The 21,203-nt window shown below is 45.7% G+C and carries 18 protein-coding genes; 12 read left to right on the top strand and 6 right to left on the bottom strand.

Annotated elements, in window-relative coordinates; genetic code table 11:
- Positions 1 to 2 precede the first annotated feature (2 nt).
- Both ACZ5NB_RS10025 and ACZ5NB_RS10020 read left to right on the top strand, forming a co-directional pair.
- A complete protein-coding gene (locus ACZ5NB_RS10025; RefSeq protein ID WP_460234760.1) occupies positions 3 to 983 on the top strand; it encodes an NAD(P)H-quinone oxidoreductase in 981 nt (326 codons plus the stop codon).
- 16 nt (positions 984 to 999) lie between these two features.
- On the top strand, positions 1,000 to 2,202 hold the full coding sequence (locus ACZ5NB_RS10020) for a CaiB/BaiF CoA transferase family protein (RefSeq protein WP_464107514.1): 1,203 nt from the start codon (positions 1,000 to 1,002) through the stop codon (positions 2,200 to 2,202).
- A 13-nt stretch (positions 2,203 to 2,215) separates the two neighbouring features.
- On the opposite strand, the gene olsF is transcribed toward ACZ5NB_RS10020, so the two are convergent.
- A complete protein-coding gene (olsF, locus tag ACZ5NB_RS10015; protein WP_464107513.1) occupies positions 2,216 to 3,979 on the bottom strand; it encodes a bifunctional ornithine lipid synthase OlsF in 1,764 nt (587 codons plus the stop codon).
- Positions 3,980 to 3,991: 12 nt separating this feature from the next.
- Positions 3,992 to 4,771, bottom strand: coding sequence for a UDP-2,3-diacylglucosamine diphosphatase (locus ACZ5NB_RS10010; RefSeq protein WP_460234763.1), 780 nt, complete (start codon positions 4,769 to 4,771; stop codon positions 3,992 to 3,994).
- Positions 4,772 to 5,119: 348 nt separating this feature from the next.
- On the opposite strand from ACZ5NB_RS10010, the gene ACZ5NB_RS10005 reads away from it, so the two are divergent.
- The gene (locus ACZ5NB_RS10005) at positions 5,120 to 5,623 is read left to right on the top strand and encodes a shikimate kinase (protein WP_464107512.1); all 504 of its coding nucleotides are present in this window, start codon (positions 5,120 to 5,122) and stop codon (positions 5,621 to 5,623) included.
- Here the strand turns inward: ACZ5NB_RS10005 and ACZ5NB_RS10000 are convergent.
- The gene (locus ACZ5NB_RS10000; protein ID WP_460234765.1) at positions 5,620 to 6,090 is read right to left on the bottom strand and encodes an Lrp/AsnC family transcriptional regulator; all 471 of its coding nucleotides are present in this window, start codon (positions 6,088 to 6,090) and stop codon (positions 5,620 to 5,622) included. The genes ACZ5NB_RS10005 and ACZ5NB_RS10000 overlap by 4 nt on opposite strands.
- 209 nt (positions 6,091 to 6,299) lie before the next feature.
- Here ACZ5NB_RS10000 and ACZ5NB_RS09995 point away from each other — a divergent pair, with 209 nt between their 5' ends.
- The gene (locus ACZ5NB_RS09995) at positions 6,300 to 7,490 is read left to right on the top strand and encodes an amino acid aminotransferase (protein WP_464107511.1); all 1,191 of its coding nucleotides are present in this window, start codon (positions 6,300 to 6,302) and stop codon (positions 7,488 to 7,490) included.
- A gap of 158 nt (positions 7,491 to 7,648) precedes the next feature.
- On the opposite strand, the gene ACZ5NB_RS09990 is transcribed toward ACZ5NB_RS09995, so the two are convergent.
- From ACZ5NB_RS09990 to ACZ5NB_RS09980, 3 genes are all read right to left on the bottom strand, one after another.
- Positions 7,649 to 10,141: a putative bifunctional diguanylate cyclase/phosphodiesterase gene (locus ACZ5NB_RS09990; RefSeq protein ID WP_464107510.1), complete on the bottom strand. Its 2,493-nt coding sequence runs from the start codon at positions 10,139 to 10,141 to the stop codon at positions 7,649 to 7,651.
- A 260-nt stretch (positions 10,142 to 10,401) separates the two neighbouring features.
- Positions 10,402 to 10,899, bottom strand: coding sequence for a transcription elongation factor GreB (gene greB, locus ACZ5NB_RS09985; protein WP_464107509.1), 498 nt, complete (start codon positions 10,897 to 10,899; stop codon positions 10,402 to 10,404).
- Positions 10,900 to 12,873 carry an alpha/beta hydrolase family protein gene (locus ACZ5NB_RS09980; RefSeq protein WP_464107508.1) on the bottom strand — a complete coding sequence of 658 codons (1,974 nt, stop codon included), beginning with the start codon at positions 12,871 to 12,873 and terminating at the stop codon, positions 10,900 to 10,902.
- Positions 12,874 to 13,037: 164 nt separating this feature from the next.
- Here ACZ5NB_RS09980 and tilS point away from each other — a divergent pair, with 164 nt between their 5' ends.
- From tilS to truD, 8 genes are all read left to right on the top strand, one after another.
- Positions 13,038 to 14,351, top strand: coding sequence for a tRNA lysidine(34) synthetase TilS (gene tilS / locus ACZ5NB_RS09975; protein ID WP_464107507.1), 1,314 nt, complete (start codon positions 13,038 to 13,040; stop codon positions 14,349 to 14,351).
- Positions 14,352 to 14,739: 388 nt separating this feature from the next.
- Complete coding sequence (locus tag ACZ5NB_RS09970) at positions 14,740 to 16,368, top strand: CTP synthase (RefSeq protein WP_464107506.1); 1,629 nt, start codon at positions 14,740 to 14,742, stop codon at positions 16,366 to 16,368.
- Positions 16,369 to 16,379: 11 nt separating this feature from the next.
- Positions 16,380 to 17,231: a 3-deoxy-8-phosphooctulonate synthase gene (gene kdsA / locus ACZ5NB_RS09965; RefSeq protein WP_464107505.1), complete on the top strand. Its 852-nt coding sequence runs from the start codon at positions 16,380 to 16,382 to the stop codon at positions 17,229 to 17,231.
- Between the two features lie 27 nt (positions 17,232 to 17,258).
- Entirely contained in the window at positions 17,259 to 18,548 is a 1,290-nt protein-coding gene (eno, locus tag ACZ5NB_RS09960) for a phosphopyruvate hydratase (protein WP_464107504.1), read from the top strand.
- Between the two features lie 20 nt (positions 18,549 to 18,568).
- A complete protein-coding gene (gene ftsB / locus ACZ5NB_RS09955; protein WP_464107503.1) occupies positions 18,569 to 18,883 on the top strand; it encodes a cell division protein FtsB in 315 nt (104 codons plus the stop codon).
- 11 nt (positions 18,884 to 18,894) lie between these two features.
- Positions 18,895 to 19,608, top strand: coding sequence for a 2-C-methyl-D-erythritol 4-phosphate cytidylyltransferase (gene ispD / locus ACZ5NB_RS09950; protein WP_464107502.1), 714 nt, complete (start codon positions 18,895 to 18,897; stop codon positions 19,606 to 19,608).
- Positions 19,605 to 20,090, top strand: a complete 486-nt coding sequence (ispF, locus tag ACZ5NB_RS09945; RefSeq protein ID WP_464107501.1) for a 2-C-methyl-D-erythritol 2,4-cyclodiphosphate synthase — start codon at positions 19,605 to 19,607, stop codon at positions 20,088 to 20,090. The genes ispD and ispF overlap by 4 nt, the downstream gene beginning before the upstream one ends.
- A gap of 8 nt (positions 20,091 to 20,098) precedes the next feature.
- Positions 20,099 to 21,052, top strand: a complete 954-nt coding sequence (gene truD / locus ACZ5NB_RS09940; protein ID WP_464107500.1) for a tRNA pseudouridine(13) synthase TruD — start codon at positions 20,099 to 20,101, stop codon at positions 21,050 to 21,052.
- Positions 21,053 to 21,203: the final 151 nt, after the last annotated feature.

The following is a 21,203-nucleotide window of genomic DNA, read 5'->3' as shown; positions in this document are numbered from 1 at the left end:
TTATGCGATATATAAACCTCGATGGACACGGTGATGCTTCGGTAATGCGCATCGCAGAAGGTGATAAGCCAGAGTTATTGCCAGGTGAGGTGCTTATCGAAGTGAGGGCGGCAGGGGTGAACCGTCCTGATGTTGCTCAGCGTATGGGCTTGTACCCGCCGCCTACTGACGCTTCGCCGGTCCTTGGGCTAGAGGCCTCTGGCGTCGTAGTGGCGCTTGGCGAGGGGGTAGACGATGAATGGTTAAATACCCCTGTGTGTGCTTTAACCAACGGCGGGGCTTATGCAGAGTTTGTTAAAGCACCGATTGGACAGTGTTTACCTATTCCTCAAGGGCTAACATTTGAAGAAGCCGCTGCCATTCCGGAAACATTTTTTACGGTGTGGAGTAATGTGTTTCATGGTGATGTATTAAAGCCTGGTCAATACTTTTTGGTACATGGCGGTTCAAGTGGTATCGGGAGCACTGCCATTCAGTTAGCAAAATCTTTGGGTGCCCAGGTCTTTACCACCGCGGGTTCAATCGAAAAATGTAGGTTTTGTGAATCGATCGGTGCCGATCTCGCAGTTAATTATAAAGAACAGGACTTCGTAGCAACGGTTTTGGAGACGACTAGAGATTACGGTGTAGACGTTATTCTTGATATGGTCGGTGGAGACTATATAGCAAAAAATATTCAGATTGCTGCAATGGATGGGCATGTCATAAACATTGCATTTCTCGGCGGCGCAAAAGCGGAAGTCAATTTTGCCCCCGTCATGATGAAACGATTAACGCTAACTGGAAGTACGTTGAGACCAAGAAGCGCTGAGTATAAGGCTCAGATTGCTAGTGAATTATTACAAAGGGTTTGGCCTTTGCTCGAAGAAGGTAAGATTAAGCCCATTATATATCAGTCGTTTCCATTTTCTGAGGTGGTAGCTGCTCATCAGCTCATGGAAACAAGCCAACACATGGGCAAGATTGTATTAACACTCGACTAGATTGAAGAGCAACACTATGTCAAACGCAAAACCATTAAACGGTATTAGAGTGCTAGAAGTAGGCCAGTTACTAGCGGGCCCTTTTGCGGGGTGCATTTTGGGCTATTTTGGTGCCGAAGTGATAAAAATAGAGCCACCAGTTACAGGTGATCCAATTCGTAACTGGCGTATCTTAGAAGAGGGGACGTCATTGTGGTGGCGAAGTTTAGCGCGAAATAAAAAGTCAGTTTCAATTGATTTACGAAAAGATGAAGGCCGTGAACTCGTTAAAGAGTTAATGAAAACTAGTGATGTTGTTATAGAAAATTTTCGTCCAGGTGTTATGGAAAAATGGGGGCTCGGCCCGGATGACGCTAAGTTAATAAACGACAAACTCATATACGCTCGAATATCTGGCTATGGTCAAACAGGCCCCTACAGCACAAAACCCGGTTTTGCGTCAGTGTGCGAGGCAATCAGTGGCTTTAGGTATGTCACCGGTTTCCCAGACGAGGCGCCGGTCAGGTCTAATTTAAGTATCGGTGATACTATTGCAGGAATTCACGCCGCTTTGGGTGTAGTGATGGCGCTGTTCGCGCAAAAAGCTGGTAACGCTAATAGTGGACAGGTGGTTGATGTAGCCCTTTACGAATCAATGTTTAATTTATTGGAAGCAGTGATTCCTGAATATAGTGGCGCTGGCGTAGTGCGGCAACCCTCAGGCACTACAGTTACCGGTATTGTGCCTACTAATACGTATAAATGTAGGGACGGAAAGTACATCGTCATCGGTGGTAATGGCGACTCGATTTTTAAACGTTTAATGGAAACAGCCGGTCGAGATGATATGGCCAATGACCCCCGTCTAGAAAATAACGCAGGCCGGGTTAAGCACGAACCGGAAATTGATGAAGCATTGGCTCACTGGTGCAGTAGTGTTAATGCTGATGAAGCCATATCCTTGCTAGAGAGTAACAGGGTGCCGGTTGGGCCGATCTATAATGTGGCTGATATGATGTCAGACAAACATTTCCAAGAAAGAGGCTTGTTTGAGCAAGTTGAAATTAATGGTAAACCCTTGTCTGTACCAGCAATTATGCCAAAGTTATCTGAAACACCTGGCGCTACAGAATGGCCTGGCGGTGAAATAGGTAGTCACAATGACGAAGTGCTTGGTGAGCTATTATCATTGTCGGGTGAACAGTTGGCAGACCTAAAAACAAAAGGCATAGTGGGTTAGATTCCGAGAACGTCTACGCGGCGCTATTTTTCGATTGCTCAAAAGGGTTGTGCGCTTCGATATAGCGTAGGCGCTTTTCTTGCTTGATGCGTTTTAGCTCGACAAGTAAAAACCCATCAATACAGTCTGCGAAATCCGGGTCGATGTTGAAGTCGATAAATTGCGCACCGCCTACTTCACATAGCTCGCTGTATTGCTTGTATAGTGTCGGTACGGTCACGCCAAGCTCTTTTAAGTATTGTTTTAGATGACAGAAATCTATCCGATAATTATTGCCTTGTAAAAATAGAGGACTGTCTAATTGCTTTTCAGCTAATACATACGGTGTTTTCGGCGTCACCGTGCCACTAGCGCTCGTAGCACCAAAGTAAAGGCTGTAGAACCTGACAATAGCTTGTTGAGCTGCTGCCGAGTAATCTTGGCTAATGCTAACAGGGCCAAACAAGTAGCGAATCTCAGCATATTTGTTCAGATAGGCTCCGATACCTTGCCAAAGGTAATCGACACTCCTTTTTCCCCAATAGCGAGGTTGAACAAAGCTTCGACCCAGCTCAAGACCGTTTTCTATATACTGGTTGAAGCTTTGATTAAAGTCGAAGAGTGTCTGTGTGTACAACCTAGGAGTTTGTGTTCCGTTGAGCATAGCTTCTCGGCTGCGCACCATCCTATAGGCTCCGGCGATTTCTAGCTCGTTGCAATCCCACAGTATAACGTGGTCGTAATAGCTATCGTATGGGTCAATGTCGCGACGTTTTCCTGTTCCCTCTTTGACACGTCTAAACGTAAGTTCACGTAGTCTACCGAGTTCACGCATAACCGACGAATTAGGTACATAGCGATAGAGGTAAATGATTTTTCCGTCATTAGTTACGCCAAGTTTTTCACACTGCGTAATCTCTTTTTGTAAATTCCAACGATTTTCAGGGTGGGCGAGTGGTTCGTACTCTGCCGCGAAAGAAAGCGATTTTGTGTGTTTTTTGGCGAGTCTGTAGACATGCTTTTTGAATAGCTTGGCGATTGAGGCCGGAGGAAGACCTAAGTCTTTGTAGCTTTCAGGCTCGATTACTTTCCCGGCGTATATGTCAATATTATGATTAGCTTGTTTAAACATTTCTCTTATCAGCCACAATGTGCTGATTGGTTTTGCCAGTAGTGAAAGCGTGTAAAAAAACCACGAATTTCTGCCATCAATCAATAATGGAAGAATAGGGGAATTGCTTTGTTTTGCGAACCGGTAAAATCCCGGGTTCCAGTGCCCATCTCGAATCCCCTTTGCGCTCATGCGAGATACCTCGCCGGCGGGAAATATGATGAGAGCGCCTTCGTTCTCGAGGTGTTGTTTGATGCTTCTAAGCTGTTCTTTGCCTGAGCGTCCAGCCATATTGTCTACGGGAAGCAAAAGCGAATCCAAAGGCTCAATGGCAGAAAGTATTTCGTTGGCAACGACTTTTACATCGGGTCGAATTTCAGACACAAGTTTAAGCACCGCCAAACCGTCTAGACTGCCGATGGGGTGGTTAGCAATAATGACGACTCTACCTTGGCTGGGTATTCTTTCGCGATGAGAATTTTTAATACGGAAGGAAAAGTCAAAATAATTAAGGGCTTGTTCGACAAAATCGATCCCTTGTAAATGAGGATAGTCACTAGAGAACTGTTTAAATTCGCTTTCGTGACACAATAACTTCAGTATATGTACCAGTGTTTTTCCCAAGAGTGGGCGTCGTTGGATAAAACCTGGGTATTTTTCTTCTACGAAAGACTCAAGGCAAATCATAAGTGTCCTCGGCTATGCAGCAGTCGCCATTGGGGTTACATTTTCTTCTATCAATAACCGAATATCGTTCCAAGATAGGAGTTGCATTTCACCGGATAGATTTTCTATTAGCGCACTACAGCTTTCTGTCCAATCTCCATCATTGCAATAGGTGACTTTCCCAATCTTGCGTAGTTCTGGCTTGTGAATGTGACCACACACAATGCCGTCTAGGCCTCGTTGTTCAGCTTCACCTGCAGCCGCCACTTCGAATGCTTCGATTGTGTTTCGTGCCTGAGATATGTTTTCTTTAAGATAGTTTGCTAGCGACCAGTAGGGTAGACCACAAAATTTCCTAATCCTGCGAAAGTTTCGGTTCATGAATGACATCAACCCATAGGCGTATTCGCCAATTATTCTATTCATCGCATGATATAAAACAGCGTGATCAAACTCGTCACCATGAACGCACAAATATTTTTCGCCCTTAGCGGTTTCATGTACAAAGTTTTTGTGCAGTTGAATGTTAAGAAAGAGACCCGCGTCATAATGCCTAAGAGGCATATCGTGGTTGCCTGGAATATAGATGACTTGAACACCGTTTTGCGCCATGCGATGAATCTTATGCATAACTTCGGTATGCTCACTTGGCCAGTAAACGCGGTGCTTGAGCGCTAGCATGTCGACAATGTCGCCGACAAGATAAAGGGTATCGCAATCGATCTTATCTAAAAAAGCGAGGAGAGAGTCTGCGTGACAATCTCGGTTTCCGAGATGCACATCTGAGATCCAGAGGGTATTCACTTTAAGCATTATTAACAGCCTTAGGTCTGTAGAATATGCCAGCGAAAGATATCCAGTTTATATTTCACTTTAGTTAAATAATTAAAAAGCTTCCGTGACAGAATAGGAGGGCTCACTAGGGTGCTTAACGGCAGTTCACAGTGATCTGGGCGTTAGTTGCTTAAACCTTGTTTCACAGAAGTGCTCCTGTGTAAGCCAGATAAGGAGTAAGATCATGGTCCATAATCGGCGGTTCATGAGGTAAAGAAGAGGGCGCTCAAAAAGGTCAAAAAATTGATTATTACGGCTAAGAATCGTCTTTAAAAATCGCGTAAAATAGCTGACGTAAAGTCTTCGTAATATAACAAAGGTGTTGTGATGTCGTGTATCAGCTTGGTCGGTATGCCTGGCGCAGGTAAAAGTACGTTGGGCGTGTTGCTTGCGAAACACTTAGGCAAGTCGTTTGTTGACACAGATCTCTTGATACAAGAACGGGCAAATACCGTCCTCCAGAAAATCGTCGAGGACCGAGGTTATCAGTATTTACGCGAGTTAGAAGAACGTGTGATCACTTCACTCGATCTCGATAATTGTGTCATTGCCACTGGGGGTAGTGCGGTTTACAGTGAGGCAGCGATTTCTCACCTTAAAACACTCGGCCCCGTTCTCTATATACACGTTGAATATGCGGTGTTAGCACAACGAAAACTGGGTTTAGCGGAAAGGGGAATCGCCGGGCCATCGGGGCAGTCTTTGAAGGACGTTTATGACGAGCGCGCCCCCCTTTACGAGCGCTATGCCGATATTATTGTGCGCTCTACTGAGTCAATTGAAGGTACATTGGCTGATATTGAGCGAGAAGTTATCGATAAGCTCAATTAAAGCGGTAATCGGGTTGTGTATTTCACCTGTTTCAGCGCGAAAGTTGAATTGACACTAGATACATTGGGTAAGTGAACAAGCTTCTGTTTGAAAAAGCGCTCGTAATGATCGACACTGTCTACAACAATCTTTAGCAAGTAATCCTTTTCGCCACTCGTAGAATAGCACTCGACTATTTCGTCAACATTTTCCACGGCAGATTCGAAAGCGTTAAGAGATTCTTCATCGTGTCGTTTCATAGTAAAGTAGGCGTGTACCGTGACGCCCAGGTTCAGTACCTGAGGGTTAAGCAGAGTCACTTTACCAAGGATAACCCCCTCAGCTTCTAGACGTTTGATGCGACGCCAGCAGGGCGTATGAGATAAGCCAACTTTGGCTCCTAAATCAGCCATTGAATAATCGGCATTCTCTTGTAATGTGCGTAAGATTTTTAGGTCGAACTCATCTAACTCTATAGAAGCTGGCATGCTTAATTGTTATCCTTCGTCGTTGGCTGGTTTGCGGCAAATTGTCCTATAAATGCCTGTTTATGAAGAAATCTATCACGATTCTAGTGACCCCGGGACGTGCATTCAAGCGCAATTATTGAGTATTTCCTTTGGTTCAGCACAATGTGTAAAAAGCCTACAAGCTTTTGTGAGTTCAATCTCACGCAAGACAAATTTGGAGTTAGAGTATGTTTGAGAATGTCAGCCCCTTAGCGCCAGATCCGCTATTAGGGATATCCATAGCCTATGCGGCTGATGAAAACCCCAATAAAGTCGATCTGGGTGTGGGTGTGTACAAAGATGACGAAGGGAATACGCCTATATTTTCCGCCGTAAAAATGGCTGAGCAGCGACTCATTACAACACAGGCAACGAAAGCCTATATCGGCTCAGCGGGCTCCTCAGAATATAACCGATTGATGAGTGAGTTGATGTTTGGCCCGTCCCACATTGCGTTAACTGAAAAGCGCTTGGCGACGGTTCAGACAACAGGAGGGTGTGCTGCGCTACGCGTCGCCGCGGAATTTATTAAACGTACGTCTGAAGCCGTGGTTTGGGTAAGCGATCCTACTTGGGCCAACCACCAACCCTTGTTAGGTGATGCGGGTCTTACGCTAAACACGTACCCGTACTACGATCAAGAAAACAACTCGATACTATTCGAAGATATGGTTGCCGCACTTGAAAAGGTGCCAGCAGGCGATGTCGTCCTTCTCCATGGTTGTTGTCACAATCCGTCTGGCGCAGATTTAACAGATGAACAGTGGGTGGTGGTGGCAGATATCGCGGTCCGTCGAGGCTTTTTAGTCTTTATTGACTTGGCTTACCAGGGTTTTGGTCGGGGCCTAAATGAAGATGCGTTTGGCGTGCGGTTAATGGCTGATAGGCTGCCAGAGCTCGTTGTGGCCAGTTCTTGCTCGAAAAATTTTAGTATTTATCGAGAGCGTGCCGGTACACTCTGTATTGTGACCAAAACAGCATCGCAGGCTGATGCTGTTCAGACACATTTGAATAAAATAGTGCGCGGCATTTATTCAATGCCTCCAGCCCATGGTGCGAGTATCGTCGAAACATTGTTGTCCGATCATCAGCTCACAGCAAATTGGCAGAGTGAGCTGGCGAGTGTTCGGCAACGCGTGAAGCAACTCCGTAATGGTTTAAGTGATGCGCTTGAAGAACACGTTCAGCATGATCGTTTTGACTTTATTCGGCATCAATCCGGAATGTTTTCATTCTTAGGTATAACACCAGATCAAGTTGAACGTTTAAAAGACCAGTACAGTATCTATATTGCTGGCTCAAGCCGTATTAATGTCGCCGGTTTAAATAAACCGGTGATACCCTATGTCGCTGGCGCGATAGCTGACGTTATTCGCTAGCTAATAGGATCATTTCATACAAAGCTGATGTATCGATCGCGGCTATGTGACTCACTGATTGTTTTACAAATGGGGTGTTACTACGTTGATCGTCGTTCAGGGGAAGCGCAGTAAGTAGTGGTTCTATTCAGGGCTACAGCGCGGTTAGCTAAAAAATATTAGCTAACATTTTGCTGTTTCAAATTTCCCCGCTGAGTTTCGAGTAATAGAATGGCCTTGTGAGCCGGCACGGGCTTGCTGAATAAAAATCCTTGTGCTAGGTCACAGTGGTTTGCTTTCAAAAATACCAGCTGTTCTTTGGTTTCTACTCCCTCGGCGACCACTTTGAAATCGAGTTGTTTGGCTAAAAAGATAATCACCGACGAAATCTGCATATCACTTTCACTGTCTGGGATATCTTTTATGAACTCGCGATCGATTTTGATTGTGTCCACTGGAAGTTTTTTTAGATAACTCAGAGATGAATATCCTGTGCCAAAGTCATCAATGGCGATGCTGACACCAATTTCTTTGATTTCTTGAATGACCTCCATGCCGGTGCTCATATTTTCCATCAGCAAGGTTTCCGTGATTTCCAGCTCCAGCAAACTAGGATCTATAGGGTATTTTTCTAGGCACTGTTTGAGAAAAACGATGAAGTTCTTGTCAGTAAAGTGTGTTGAGGAAATATTGACCGCAATACTAATGTTCGGGTAGTGGCGCTGAAGTAGGTGCAATTGTCGACAACTTGCGTCTAAAACAAAGTTGTCGAGTTCACTGATTAAGCCGAGGTTTTCCATCACCGGAATGAACTCTATAGGTGGGACCATCCCGCGGTCAGGGTGGTCCCAGCGAATCAGCGCCTCAAAACCTTCGATTGCTGCATCCATGTTCACTTTTGGCTGCAGGAATAAGGTAAATTCTTTATCTTTAAAGGCGCGACGAATGTCGGTCTCTAGCGATAGATTTGCGTGAGCTTCGGTGGCCATCGCTGGGTCAAAAATACGGTAAGCATTGCCGCCGCTGTTTTTGGCGGTGTACATCGCTATTTCTGCATTTTTTATCAGCTCGTCGGCGTCTTGCCCCTGTGTGGCGAGCGCCACTCCTAAGCTGCCACTAATGACGACATTGTGGCCATCAAGATCAATGGGTTTGTGAATTAATTCTAGTATTTTGTGAGAAAGTAATTCGATATGCGAAGTGGCTTTCGCACTTCGTAAAATAATTCCGAACTCATCGCCTCCCAGTCTCGCGACAAGACCAAGGCTTTTTGTCGCATTCTTGAGTCTAGCGCCCACTTTTCCGAGTAACATGTCGCCCTGTTGATGGCCAATGGTGTCGTTTATGCGTTTAAATTTATCAAGATCTAATATAACCGCTGCGACCATCCCGCCATTTGCTTCAAATGTCATTACGTCGCTTTGCAGCTCGTATTGAAACAGGTTTCGATTCGCTAGCCCAGTGAATGAATCAAAAAGAGATAGGCGCTCCATCTCACGATTACGTAAACTGACAGCCTTTTCTAGGGATTCAAGCTGATACGTTAGGGAGGTGACGACGTCATCGAGCGAGTCTATTTCATCGCGATACAGGGTTTTATTTCGATGTTGTAAGACGATATCTCGGGCTTCTTTAAACTGCTTTTCGCCAATAAGCGGGAATATTTTGAGTTGATGTTTTATGCGTTCAAACTGTCGCCAAGACAGAGCGAGTAAGTAGATTAAGAAAACACTGGCAATAGCCGTCATTACCAGTATTTCCTGGTATATTGTTGCTAGCATTTCGTGTCTTTTTGCTGTCACATCCGTGATAAGTAAGTAGCGAGCTTGGTTAGGGTTGAAGCCGCGAACGGGCATAACGCTAATAGAATAAAATGTGCCGTCTATGTCGATTACAAAGGCCTTCCCCATCAATGTTTCGAGGGGAAAAAGTTCCCCAGCTTTTCTGATGGCGGCTAAATCTTTATCGACAAAAGCTGTGCCGAATATATCTGCGTTCCATTGCTCTACAGTGGGTCGTGTCGACGCTTTTTCTAGTTCATATTTATCGCCTTGGACGACGTTTGGTTGTATTACACCAATATGCACCGGTGGTTCGGTGATGACTTGATTCAATAGCGCTTGTAGAGGGCGCTTCATCAAAACATTACCAATTTGTGAATTACTGTAGAACACTGGAAAGTTAAATATCTGGAAGCAACCGCTCTGTGAGCAACTCATTCCTAATGTGCCTAACTTTTCTTTTTCTGATAGGCCGGCCAACCATTGCTCAATATGAGCATCTTTGTTGCGAGTGGAATAGCGTTTCGACACAAGGTTGTTGTCACTATCAACTAAGACTGCCTGGTCAATTAGCCAATGGCGATTTAATTCTGGAAACTGGCGTTCTAAATTATTTTCAAGGCTATTAAATAACGCTGTGGGTGAAGCCGCTGTCCTTGGTTGCGAGCGTTGTAGTACCACATCGCTAATCGTTTTGTGAGCGGATTCGCCGGAACGGTGTATAACTTGGTTGAGAAGGCTAGCGTGGTACGAACGTTGTTCAAATATTTCACGGTCAAATTGTTGATGGAAGCGCTGCAAGAAATACCAGGACAAAGCGCCAACTAGGATGCCTAACAGGAGTATGAGTGTAAATGCAGTCTTCCATTTCAAGCTGATGAAGCGTTGCATTTTGATAGCTGTTGGCATAAAGATGATGGAAGACTGGTTAAGGTAGATTATTAAAAGCTTGGAGCTTTTAGCTCCAATACGTCAATGTTAACGAGTAAACGTAATCTTGCTCACTAACGATATCCTGGCCCTTTTGGTCGCTCAGGAGCTGGTGCCGTTTTGGTGTCAATTACTTTCAGTATAGGCAAGTTTTTAGAGGAGGGTGCCCAATAAGGTGGTAAGTTTTCAATGAATTACATGTGGGTTGCTAGAACGATAGACTATGGGTATTCAATGTCACATATCACTAAAAATTTAGGACCTTGAGGGGATTGGAATTCAAACTCGTCGTCTAGATGTTTCCCGAGTAGGGCGCGTGCAAGGGGTGAGTCCATGCTTAGCTTGCCTTTTCTTAGGTCGAATTCATCTGGGCCGACTATTTGGTAACGGACAGTATTGCCTGCATCATCTTCTACCGTAACCCAAGCCCCGAAAAACACCTTAGTGGTGTCTTTGGGGCGCTGATCCACTATCGTAAGCTCGTCTAATCGTTTAGCTAGATAACGTACACGCCGGTCGATTTCTGCTAAACGTCGTTTGCCGTAGATGTAGTCGCCGTTCTCTGAGCGATCGCCATTTTTAGCTGCTTCATGGACAACGTTGGTTACTTGTGGACGCTCAACTTTCCAGAGGTGCGTGAGTTCTGCCTGAAGTGCTTCAGCGCCTTCACGAGTAATATAAGTTGAACCCCGCTGTTGAGGAGGTCGCCATCGACCCATCTATTGATCCCTCTGTGTTGATGTCAAAAATTTTACGGTAACAGGCGTATCACCTTCTTCTGCGCCAGGTATCGCAAAAACCTGACGATAAAAACTTAATTCGGCAAGTAGCGCGGCATGTATATTGTTTGCTTGCCGAAAACCATGGGCTTCTTCTTCAAATGTGATGTAGGCATGTGGTATTTCTTGTTCTGCTAATGCATTGACCATGGTTTCCGCTTGTTGAGGTGGCACCACCTTGTCTTTCAACCCTTGTAAAAATATAACGGGGCAGTTGAGTTGACTAACATAGTTAATGGGCGAACGTTGTTGGTACAGAGTTTTCATCAGGGGGTAGGGGCCGACTAGAGACTCCATGTAGCGGCTTTCGAATTTATGGGTATCGTGTGCCAGGGTTTCCAAGTTGCTTATTCCATATAAACTGGCACCTGCTTTAAAACAATCGTGGAATGTTAATGCAGCTAAAACACTATAGCCGCCAGCGCTACTGCCTCTTATCGCGAGGCGCTCCTTATCGGCCTTTCCTTGAGCGACTAGGTAGTTCGCGCAAGCGATAATGTCTTCTACATCAGTTTTCCCCCAGCCACTATTGAGTTGATGCCGGTATTCCCGGCCATATCCGGTGCTACCCGAATAATTGACGTCCGCAACCGCGAACCCTCTACTGGTCCAAAATTGAATTTTGAGATTGAGGGCGCTGCTTGCGGCTGAGGTCGGCCCGCCGTGACAAAACACTAAGAGAGGAGGTCGCTCGCTCGTTGGTCCCTCATAATTCTGAGAGTAAGGGCTGTAATAGAAGCCGTATGCCTCGCGATGATTGTTAACGGAGAAACGTATGGGTTCGGGTTCTGAATAATTCTCACAGAATGCCCCTGTACTTGGAAAAGGAGTATGACAGCCGTCAGTTTCGGAATAGAAATGAAGTTGCTTTCCTTTCTTGCTATTGCCGCCACAAAAAATCGCGCGACCATTGTGTGTACACAGGTCGGATATATCAGTACTAGTTGTCTGAATGGGCGTCACTTTTCCGCTGCCAATCGCAATCTTTGTCAGGTGCCAGAGTCCGTTTTGTGTATAGCTAGCGATAATTGTATCGTCATTTAAAAAGTCGTAATTGGATAAGCCGTAGACCCAGGGTGGATAAGCAAACTCAGCCTCTAGATTGGTAACAGGTGATAACGTTTCACCAGACACTTGGTATAAATTCCACCAGTTAGTTCTATCACTGATTAAAAATAGTTTTCCGCTGGGTGACCACTTTGGTTGGCATACGGATTCAGATTGTTGGCCAGCGACTAGACGGGGCGACTCAGCAGCACCCGCATTATTTATGGGTGCCATCCATGCCTGAGTGTCATCCCAAGGCATATTAGGGTGGTTCCAGCTTATCCACGCTATTTGGGATCCGTCTGGTGAAACCGTTGGGTTTGAATAAAAATCAGCGCCTTTAATTAGTACACTGACTGAGCCAAAGTCCTCGGTTGTAAGGCTGATACTAACAATCGCGGCTAGAGGTTCATGACCTGGTTCATCGATTGCTTCTTGTTCTTGAACAGCAATCAAACGATTACGTTTTGAGTCAAAATGTAAATCCCCAAACCGGCAATGAGTGGCGAAGGTGATCTGCTTTGGCGTTTCAGGTTGATTGATGGTATCAATTTGGTAAATTTGTTGGTCATCGTGGACAACAAAATAGACAACGCCGTTGTGAACACAGTAATGCCCACCACCATATTCGTTAACTGTGCTTCTTACATTAATGGGACTTGGCACAACGACTTTGGGTCTACCAGTCCTCTCCGTCATGATGGTATTGCGACCGCGTTCGGCTGGTCGAGACTCGAGCCAATATAGCACGCCTGTTGCTGATGATTTATCCCAACGCGGCTCAGTAATGTGCGGTGACGCTTGGGTAACCTGTTGCACGCTAATTGGAGAAGGCCAACTGCCAAACGGTAACGTGAGTTTGGTCATGATGTTTTGCTCTACTTGTTGTTTGTTTTATTCAACTGCACGGTGGATTGTAAACGTTGTCTCATGCCCGAAATTGTTGATTTTGAAAGGAAAAGTGACTCAGCGCAAATTTCTCGGTATAAAGGTCGATAGATCATTGGTCAATGGAGGCTCAGGTATTAAGCATGTCTTTTGAAAGTGCTGATTTACGAGACGCGTTACAAGGATTACCGGATACTACCCGATGGCTCGTTGGCCTTAGCGGTGGCGTCGACTCGGTCGTATTGCTGCACAGCTTGCTATCCTTGGAACTCGACCAGCCCATTATCGCCATCCACGTAAATCACGGTTTATCGGCTAACGCAGCACAGTGGGAGCAACATTGCCGCAGCTTGTGTGACCAATGGGAAGTACCTCTTGAATGCTGCAAGGTGGATGTTGTCAATCAAGGCAAAGGCATCGAGGATGCCGCACGTCTTTCTCGTTACAACGCGATGTCTCAGTTTATGCAGCAGGGTGATGTCTTGCTGTTAGCGCATCATCAAGATGATCAGGCAGAAACCATGCTCTTTCGGTTGCTTCGTGGAGCGGGGCCTTATGGTTTGTCAGCGATGGATTTCTGCCGCAATTTTTCACAAGGCTACATCGCTAGGCCATTACTTAATTTTAGTAAAGAATCGCTACGTCAATATGCTTTGCTGAATGAGCTGATCTGGATGGAAGATGATTCCAATGATGATATTAGCTTTGATCGAAATTATCTCCGCCAGCAAGTTATGCCGGTCCTCGAAGAGCGTTGGCCCGGATTTGCTAGTCGTTGGCAACGTTCCGCAGAGGCTTGCCACCAGTCTGACAAGTTATCGCATGATCTAAGCTTGCTCGATTTAGAGCGCTGCGATGAAATCAAGGAACGATGGGGGTATAGCCTCTGTTTTGCGTCCCTAAGTCTTTTGCCTCGCTATCGTCGCAACAACCTATTGCGAAATTGGGTTAGATTACGTGGTTTCGAGATTATGGAGCGAAAACACCTAGAAGAGGCAGATAAACAGCTGTTCGAAGCGGCCGTATCGGGAGCGGTGGTGCAATGGGCTAATACGGCGCTGCGGCTTTACAGTGAAAGGCTATACCTAACGCCGGTTCAGAAAGCACAGGCATTGAGCACGACCCTGAGGTGGCACGGTCAAGCGCCATTGACGCTAGAAGACGGCAGTGAGCTTCACGCACGGCAATCATTCAACGGCCTACGCGCTAAAGCCGAGGGTTACGAGGTGCGCTGGCGCGTGGGTGGCGAGCGGTGTCAGCCTGAAGGGCGTCGTCATTCGCAGACATTAAAGAAATTACTGCAAGAATATGGGTTGGAGCCTTGGCTGAGAGATCGTGTCCCGCTGATTTATTCAGACGGCGAGCTAGCGGCAGTTGGGGATTTGTGGGTATGTAAAGACTTCGTGGCTGAAGATGATGAGCCAGCAATCAGTCTCGAATGGCACATGGCAGATTGAATGTAACTTGTTGAGAGTGAACGTTTTTTAGCCTCTGCTTGCCCACACATGGTGGCCATCGTAAAGAGACTTTTCAATTGAGATGAGCTGCTCTTTCTGGTAATCTGGCGTCCCATCTTGAGGGCAAAGGTAGCTGTCGATCTAGGTGGCCTCGGCACGGATTTTTCGGGCCAATTTCTGGCTTGGATGAGCAAGTTTAATATCTCATCGCACCCACTTAAGGCCGCAGTATCCTTCCTTTCCTACCCACTAATGTGAGTACCTGATCTCGACGTTTAGGTACGCTAATGGGCTTAAAGCAAGACGTATTCAAAGACTAATTTCAGCGCGGGTCACATGGTCGGCGTTGTTTTTATATTGTTTAGCTGTAGTAAATCTAAGGGCGTAAATGACTAGATATATTTTTGTCACCGGTGGTGTTGTTTCTTCGTTAGGGAAAGGCATTGCCTCAGCTTCACTTGCGGCCATTTTAGAAGCTCGCGGTTTAAAAGTTACGATATTAAAGTTAGACCCGTATATTAACGTTGATCCCGGCACTATGAGCCCGTTTCAACATGGTGAAGTGTACGTTACCGAAGACGGTGCAGAAACCGACTTAGATCTTGGACATTACGAACGCTTTCTTCGAACACGAATGACCCGTCGCAACAACTTCACCACTGGTCGGGTATACGAAACAGTATTACGGAAAGAGCGCCGAGGCGATTATCTTGGCGGGACCGTTCAAGTAATTCCACATATCACCGATGAAATTAAACGGCGCATACAGGAAGGTGGCCACGGGTTTGATGTTGCGTTAGTTGAGATTGGCGGTACGGTCGGGGACATTGAATCTCAACCGTTTCTTGAGGCGGTACGTCAAATGCGTGTTGAACTCGGCGCTGGTCGAACTCAGTTGATTCATCTCACGCTCGTGCCATACATTTCGACTGCCGGTGAAACTAAAACAAAACCAACCCAACATTCAGTCAAAGAGTTGCGCTCTATCGGCCTCCAGCCGGATGTTCTGTTGTGCCGATCAGAAAACGCAGTGGACGATGACTCCCGCAAGAAAATTGCTTTGTTTACCAACGTCGCGTTTGAGGCCGTAGTCCCGTTACCTGACGCTAATACAATTTATGCGATCCCACGTTTACTTCACGAATACCATCTTGATCAAATTGTGCTGAAAAACTTTGGTCTTGAGGCTGGCGAAGCAGACCTATCAGAGTGGGATAGAGTTGTTGATGGGAAGCTGAATCCTAAGCGTGAAGTCACTATAGCAATGGTTGGCAAATACATGGATTTGCTGGACGCATACAAATCACTCAATGAATCTCTTGAGCATGCAGGCATCCATACCCTGACCAAAGTCAAAGTCGTTCACATCAATGCTGAAGATGTTGAAGAGAAGGGTGTAGAAATTTTAGCCGATGCAGATGGCATATTAGTGCCAGGAGGATTCGGTGAGCGTGGCCTCGATGGAAAATTGATGTCGGTCCGCTATGCACGCGAAAACAATATCCCTTATCTTGGCATTTGCCTTGGTATGCAAGTTGCCGTGATTGAATTCACACGTAATGTTGCAGGTTTAAAAAATGCCAATTCTTCTGAATTTGATAAAGATTGCAAACATTCGGTCATTGGATTGATCACCGAGTGGATTACCTCGGAAGGCAACAAAGAATCTCGAGATGAGAATTCAGACCTTGGTGGCACAATGCGCTTGGGTGCTCAAGAATGCCGCTTAGCACCTGACACAAAGGTCAGAGCGATTTATGGCGATGATGTCATCTTAGAGCGTCATCGACATCGTTATGAGGTAAACAATAACTACGTAGATCAACTGCAACAGGCTGGCTTAAGAATTGGTGGATGGTCCACCGATGACGCATTAGTCGAGGTTGTTGAATTACCGGACCATCCTTGGTTTGTCGCGTGTCAATTTCACCCGGAGTTCACTTCGACTCCTCGTGATGGCCATCCATTATTCACAAGTTTTGTGAATGCCGCAGTCCAACAGCACGAATCAAAATAACAAGGATTTTTGTGGATAGTTCGACAATTAGTATTACCAATTTTAAGGTCGCGAATAACCTGCCATTTGTGGTTTTTGGCGGTATCAATGTTCTTGAATCTCGAGATTTAGCTTTAAGGGTTGCTGAACATTTTGTCGATGTATGTGGAAAACTAAGTATTCCCTATGTATTCAAAGCCTCTTTTGATAAGGCTAATCGATCATCGATCCATTCCTATCGAGGGCCGGGACTTGATGAAGGATTAAAAATATTGGAAGAAGTTAAATCAACTTTCAATGTCCCACTCATTACTGATATTCATGAACCTGCCCAAGCAGCGCCAGTAGCCGATGTTTGCGACGTTATTCAATTACCCGCGTTTTTGGCCCGACAAACCGATTTAGTTGATGCAATGGCCAAAACAGGCGCCGTGATAAATATTAAGAAACCCCAGTTTGTTAGCCCTTCACAAATCGGCAATATTGTTGAAAAGTTTGCCGAGTGCGGTAATGACAAAGTCATGATTTGCGAACGAGGCAGTAATTTTGGCTATGATAATCTGGTCGTCGATATGTTGGGGTTTCGTATCATGAAAGAAAGCAGCGGTAATGCACCGATGATTTTCGATGTCACGCACTCATTGCAGTGTCGAGATCCGGGCGGCGCAGCATCTGGCGGCCGCCGTCGTCAAACCGCCGAACTCGCGCGCGCTGCAGCTGGCGCGGGAATCGCTGGTTTGTTTTTAGAAACTCATCCAGACCCAGAGAAAGCGAAATGCGATGGCCCAAGCGCTCTGCCGCTTGAACATCTTAAAGCCTTGCTCGAACACGTTAAAGCGGTCGACGATGTCGTAAAGAATTTACCCGAATTATCTATAAATTAATTGAGACTTTTAGTTGGAGAATAACCAATGACCAAGATTTTGGAAGTCAAAGCCTTTGAGGTTTTGGATAGCCGTGGAAACCCGACGGTGAATGCCGATGTTGTTTTAGAATCCGGTGTAGTGGGGTCAGCTTGTGCACCTTCTGGTGCGTCGACTGGGTCTCGTGAAGCGCTAGAGCTACGTGATGGCGATAAAAGCCGCTATCTCGGAAAAGGCGTTTTGAAGGCAGTAGAGAACGTCAATACCACGATAAATGATTTACTCAAAGGCATGGACGTAACTGATCAGCGCGCTTTAGACGATGCAATGTTGAAAGCAGATGGTACCGAAAACAAAGCTAATTTGGGTGCAAACGCAATTCTAGCCGTATCACTTGCAGCCGCTAAAGCGGCGGCCGCTGACAAAGGTATTCCTTTGTATCAACACATTGCAGATATCAATGGAACATCTGGCCAATACTCTATGCCAGTTCCAATGATGAATATTATCAACGGTGGTGAGCATGCTGATAACAATGTTGATATCCAAGAGTTTATGATTCAGCCTGTTAAAGCTGAAACCTTTTCTGAAGCACTTCGTCAAGGTGCAGAGATTTTTCATTCCTTGAAGAAAGTCCTAAGCGGTCGCGAATTGAATACCGCTGTTGGCGACGAAGGTGGATTCGCGCCCAACTTGCCATCTAACGAATCTGCCATCGAAGTTATTGCAGAGGCGGTAGCGCAAGCGGGTTATTCTTTGGGTGATGACATCACGCTGGCTTTGGATTGCGCATCTTCTGAGTTTTATAAAGATGGGAAATACGATCTGAGCGGTGAAGGAAAAGCCTTCGATGCAGAGGGTTTTGCAGATTACCTCGCTGGTCTAGCAGACAAATATCCTATTCTTTCGATTGAAGATGGTATGGATGAAAGTGACTGGGATGGTTGGGCAACGTTGACCCAAAAAATTGGCGACAAAGTACAGTTAGTTGGGGATGATTTATTCGTTACCAATACAAAAATCTTGAAGGAAGGTATTGAGAAAAATATTGGTAATTCTATTCTGATTAAGTTCAACCAAATCGGCTCACTCTCAGAAACCCTCGATGCTATCAAGATGGCTAAGGATGCAGGTTATACCGCTGTCATATCGCACCGATCTGGTGAGACCGAAGATACCACTATCGCTGACCTTGCTGTTGCGACTGCAGCGGGCCAAATTAAAACTGGCTCTTTGTGTCGCTCCGACCGAGTTGCAAAATATAACCGGTTACTGCGTATCGAAGCCGAATTAGGTAAAGACGCGCCTTATCGCGGTCGTGCCGAATTCAAAGCGTAATTAACGGTTATTCAGCACTCATGAAGTGGCTTGTTGCTGCCCTAGCTATTTGCATCGTCTATCTACAGTATAGACTGTGGATAGGCGAGGGCAGCATTGCTGAAGTGGTGAGCTTGCAAGATCAAATAAAACAACAGTATGCAGAAATCGATAATTTAAAAGAGCGCAATCGATTATTGTCTATTGAAGTTGAAGAGTTAAAAACCGGGCTCAAAACTATTGAAGAGCGCGCGCGAAGCGAATTGGGTATGATTAAAGACGGTGAAACTCTTTATATTGTGGTCGATGAAGAGGAACTGCAACGCGGTTTGCCTTCCAATTCGCACACTCAATAGCGAACGGCTTTATGACGCTCATTTCCGATCGCTATTTTGCCATCGTACCTGCAGCGGGAATCGGTTCTCGCTTTCAGTCTGATATTCCTAAGCAGTATGCTAAGTTACTGGGTAAAACCGTATTGGAGCATAGCTTAGAAAAACTACTTTCACTGTCCAGTATCGAAAAGGTGCTCGTCCCGATTCATCAGGACGATAAATACTGGTCTACTTTGTCGGTATCGCAGCACAACCGCGTTCAAACGGTCAAAGGCGGAGCCGAACGATCAGACTCAGTCCTAGCAGGGTTAGATGCACTCAAAGCTTACGCTAACCCAAACGACTGGGTATTGGTCCATGATGCTGCCCGACCCTGCGTTACTCTGTCTGATTTAAATAATCTAATCGGTACTTTGTCCGGTACCGAGGCCGGCGGGTTACTTGCGTCTCCTATAAACGATACCTTAAAGCGCAGTGACAACAACGCCACGGTAGTCGGTACTGTCGACCGGCGGAATATCTGGGCTGCACAAACACCACAAATGTTTCGTTTTGGTTTGCTCCATCAAGCGTTATCTGCCTCTAGGCAAAACTCAATGCCCATCACAGACGAGTCTATGGCTATTGAAGCGTTAGGCTTTTCTCCAGAGCTAGTTAAATCTAGTAGTCAAAATATTAAAATAACCGTACCTGAAGATTTAAGTCGCGCAGAAGTCATACTAAAAAAGCAAGGAGTTTCGATGTGAGGGTTGGACAGGGTTTCGATGTTCATAGCTTTACCGAGGGAGATAAATTAGTCCTGGGTGGCGTTGTCATACCATTTGAAAAAGCGTTTAAAGCCCACTCTGATGGCGATGTACTTCTACACGCGCTGTGTGATGCTTTACTGGGAGCGGCTGGCTTAGGGGATATTGGTCAACACTTTCCTGATAATGACCCCCAATATAAAAATGCTAACAGTCGCGATCTGTTGCGGATGGTGCGTGCAAAGGTGAATGCTAAGGGCTTTTCGGTAGTGAATTGTGATTCAACAATTATTGCTGAACGTCCAAAACTCATGAGCTATCTGCCTCAGATGGAAGCTAATGTCGCTGCGGATCTACAGATTGATATCGACTGCGTAAACATCAAAGCGACGACAACAGAAAAACTGGGTTTTACTGGGCGAGGAGAGGGTATTGCCGCACAATCTGTCGTTTTGCTGCAGTTAATTAACAATAAAGAATAGGTACAAACTTGGTTTCGACTCCTTATTCATTAGATTTTTCATTTGCATTGGGTAATCCACCTAGTGAATCAGCTTTCAAGACCTTTCCAGAAGATTTTCGAGTTACTGAAAATTTAAGTTTTGTTCCAGAGGGATGCGGTGAACATATATTTGTTCATGTCACAAAGCGCAATACCAATACAGAATGGCTCGCGCGACAAATAGCAAGGGTTGCAGGCATAGAAGCGAAAGATGTCGGTTATTGTGGGTTAAAAGATCGTATCGCGGTGACCAGCCAATGGTTTAGCCTCTATCACCCCAAACCGCTAACGACCGATTTAATGTCAACCTTCATTGAAGGTGTCGATATTAACCAAGTGACCCGGCATCGCCAAAAACTGCGTCGTGGCCAACATAGCGACAATCACTTTTGTATTACCCTTCGAAATATTACGTATTTTGATGATGTAATAACTCGACTAAATCAAATCAAATCCGGTGTGCCAAATTATTTTGGGCCTCAGCGCTTTGGTATCGACGCCGGTAATCTAGAGCTTGCCGAAAAAATTCTCGTTGGCCGACAGAAAATCAAGAATAGACAGTCGAAATATATGGCTATTTCAGCCGCTCGTTCTTATCTATTCAACCAAATTCTGTCTAAACGGGTAGCGCTGGGCAACTGGCAGAAAACGCTAAGTGGTGACCCAGAGCAGGTTCCCAGTGGTGCTTTGTGGGGTCGAGGTAAGCCATTGGGCGCTGGCGAAACCGGAAACATTGAAGCGGATGTATTGGGGGCTTACGCCAGCTGGACTGAAGGTATAGAGCATGTTGGTCTACAACAAGAAAGGCGCCCATTGATTAGCAAGCCTATTGATTTGTCGTTTGAGGGTGATGCAGAGCAATTGACGATCAGTTTTTCGTTACTCCCTGGGCAGTTTGCCACGACAGTTCTACGTGAGGTGACTGATTTCAGTGAAAACTAACTCAAAGGCGCAAAACAGCAGGTAGGTAGCAGTCAATCCAGTGATGGGCTGTGCTATATTGCGTCCGCAAAAAGTACCCATTCCAAGATTGAGGTACATAATCATTGAGACAAGTTGTTGGGGGATAAGGCTGCGTGAGTCAGTTAAATCT

The organism is Aurantivibrio plasticivorans (assembly GCF_055392955.1).
The sequence above is the reverse complement of the archived record's forward strand: the minus strand, read 5'-3'. Positions and strand labels throughout refer to the sequence as shown.

Bases quoted from the DNA above. Each gene is read 5' to 3' on its own strand.
- ACZ5NB_RS10025 (WP_460234760.1), top strand. From the start codon at position 3: ATGCGATATATAAACCTCGATGGACACGGTGATGCTTCGGTAATGCGC.
- ACZ5NB_RS10020 (WP_464107514.1), top strand. From the start codon at position 1,000: ATGTCAAACGCAAAACCATTAAACGGTATTAGAGTGCTAGAAGTAGGC.
- olsF (WP_464107513.1), bottom strand. From the start codon at position 3,979: ATGATTTGCCTTGAGTCTTTCGTAGAAGAAAAATACCCAGGTTTTATC.
- ACZ5NB_RS10010 (WP_460234763.1), bottom strand. From the start codon at position 4,771: ATGCTTAAAGTGAATACCCTCTGGATCTCAGATGTGCATCTCGGAAAC.
- ACZ5NB_RS10005 (WP_464107512.1), top strand. From the start codon at position 5,120: ATGTCGTGTATCAGCTTGGTCGGTATGCCTGGCGCAGGTAAAAGTACG.
- ACZ5NB_RS10000 (WP_460234765.1), bottom strand. From the start codon at position 6,090: ATGCCAGCTTCTATAGAGTTAGATGAGTTCGACCTAAAAATCTTACGC.
- ACZ5NB_RS09995 (WP_464107511.1), top strand. From the start codon at position 6,300: ATGTTTGAGAATGTCAGCCCCTTAGCGCCAGATCCGCTATTAGGGATA.
- ACZ5NB_RS09990 (WP_464107510.1), bottom strand. From the start codon at position 10,141: ATGCAACGCTTCATCAGCTTGAAATGGAAGACTGCATTTACACTCATA.
- greB (WP_464107509.1), bottom strand. From the start codon at position 10,899: ATGGGTCGATGGCGACCTCCTCAACAGCGGGGTTCAACTTATATTACT.
- ACZ5NB_RS09980 (WP_464107508.1), bottom strand. From the start codon at position 12,873: ATGACCAAACTCACGTTACCGTTTGGCAGTTGGCCTTCTCCAATTAGC.
- tilS (WP_464107507.1), top strand. From the start codon at position 13,038: ATGTCTTTTGAAAGTGCTGATTTACGAGACGCGTTACAAGGATTACCG.
- ACZ5NB_RS09970 (WP_464107506.1), top strand. From the start codon at position 14,740: ATGACTAGATATATTTTTGTCACCGGTGGTGTTGTTTCTTCGTTAGGG.
- eno (WP_464107504.1), top strand. From the start codon at position 17,259: ATGACCAAGATTTTGGAAGTCAAAGCCTTTGAGGTTTTGGATAGCCGT.
- ftsB (WP_464107503.1), top strand. From the start codon at position 18,569: ATGAAGTGGCTTGTTGCTGCCCTAGCTATTTGCATCGTCTATCTACAG.
- ispD (WP_464107502.1), top strand. From the start codon at position 18,895: ATGACGCTCATTTCCGATCGCTATTTTGCCATCGTACCTGCAGCGGGA.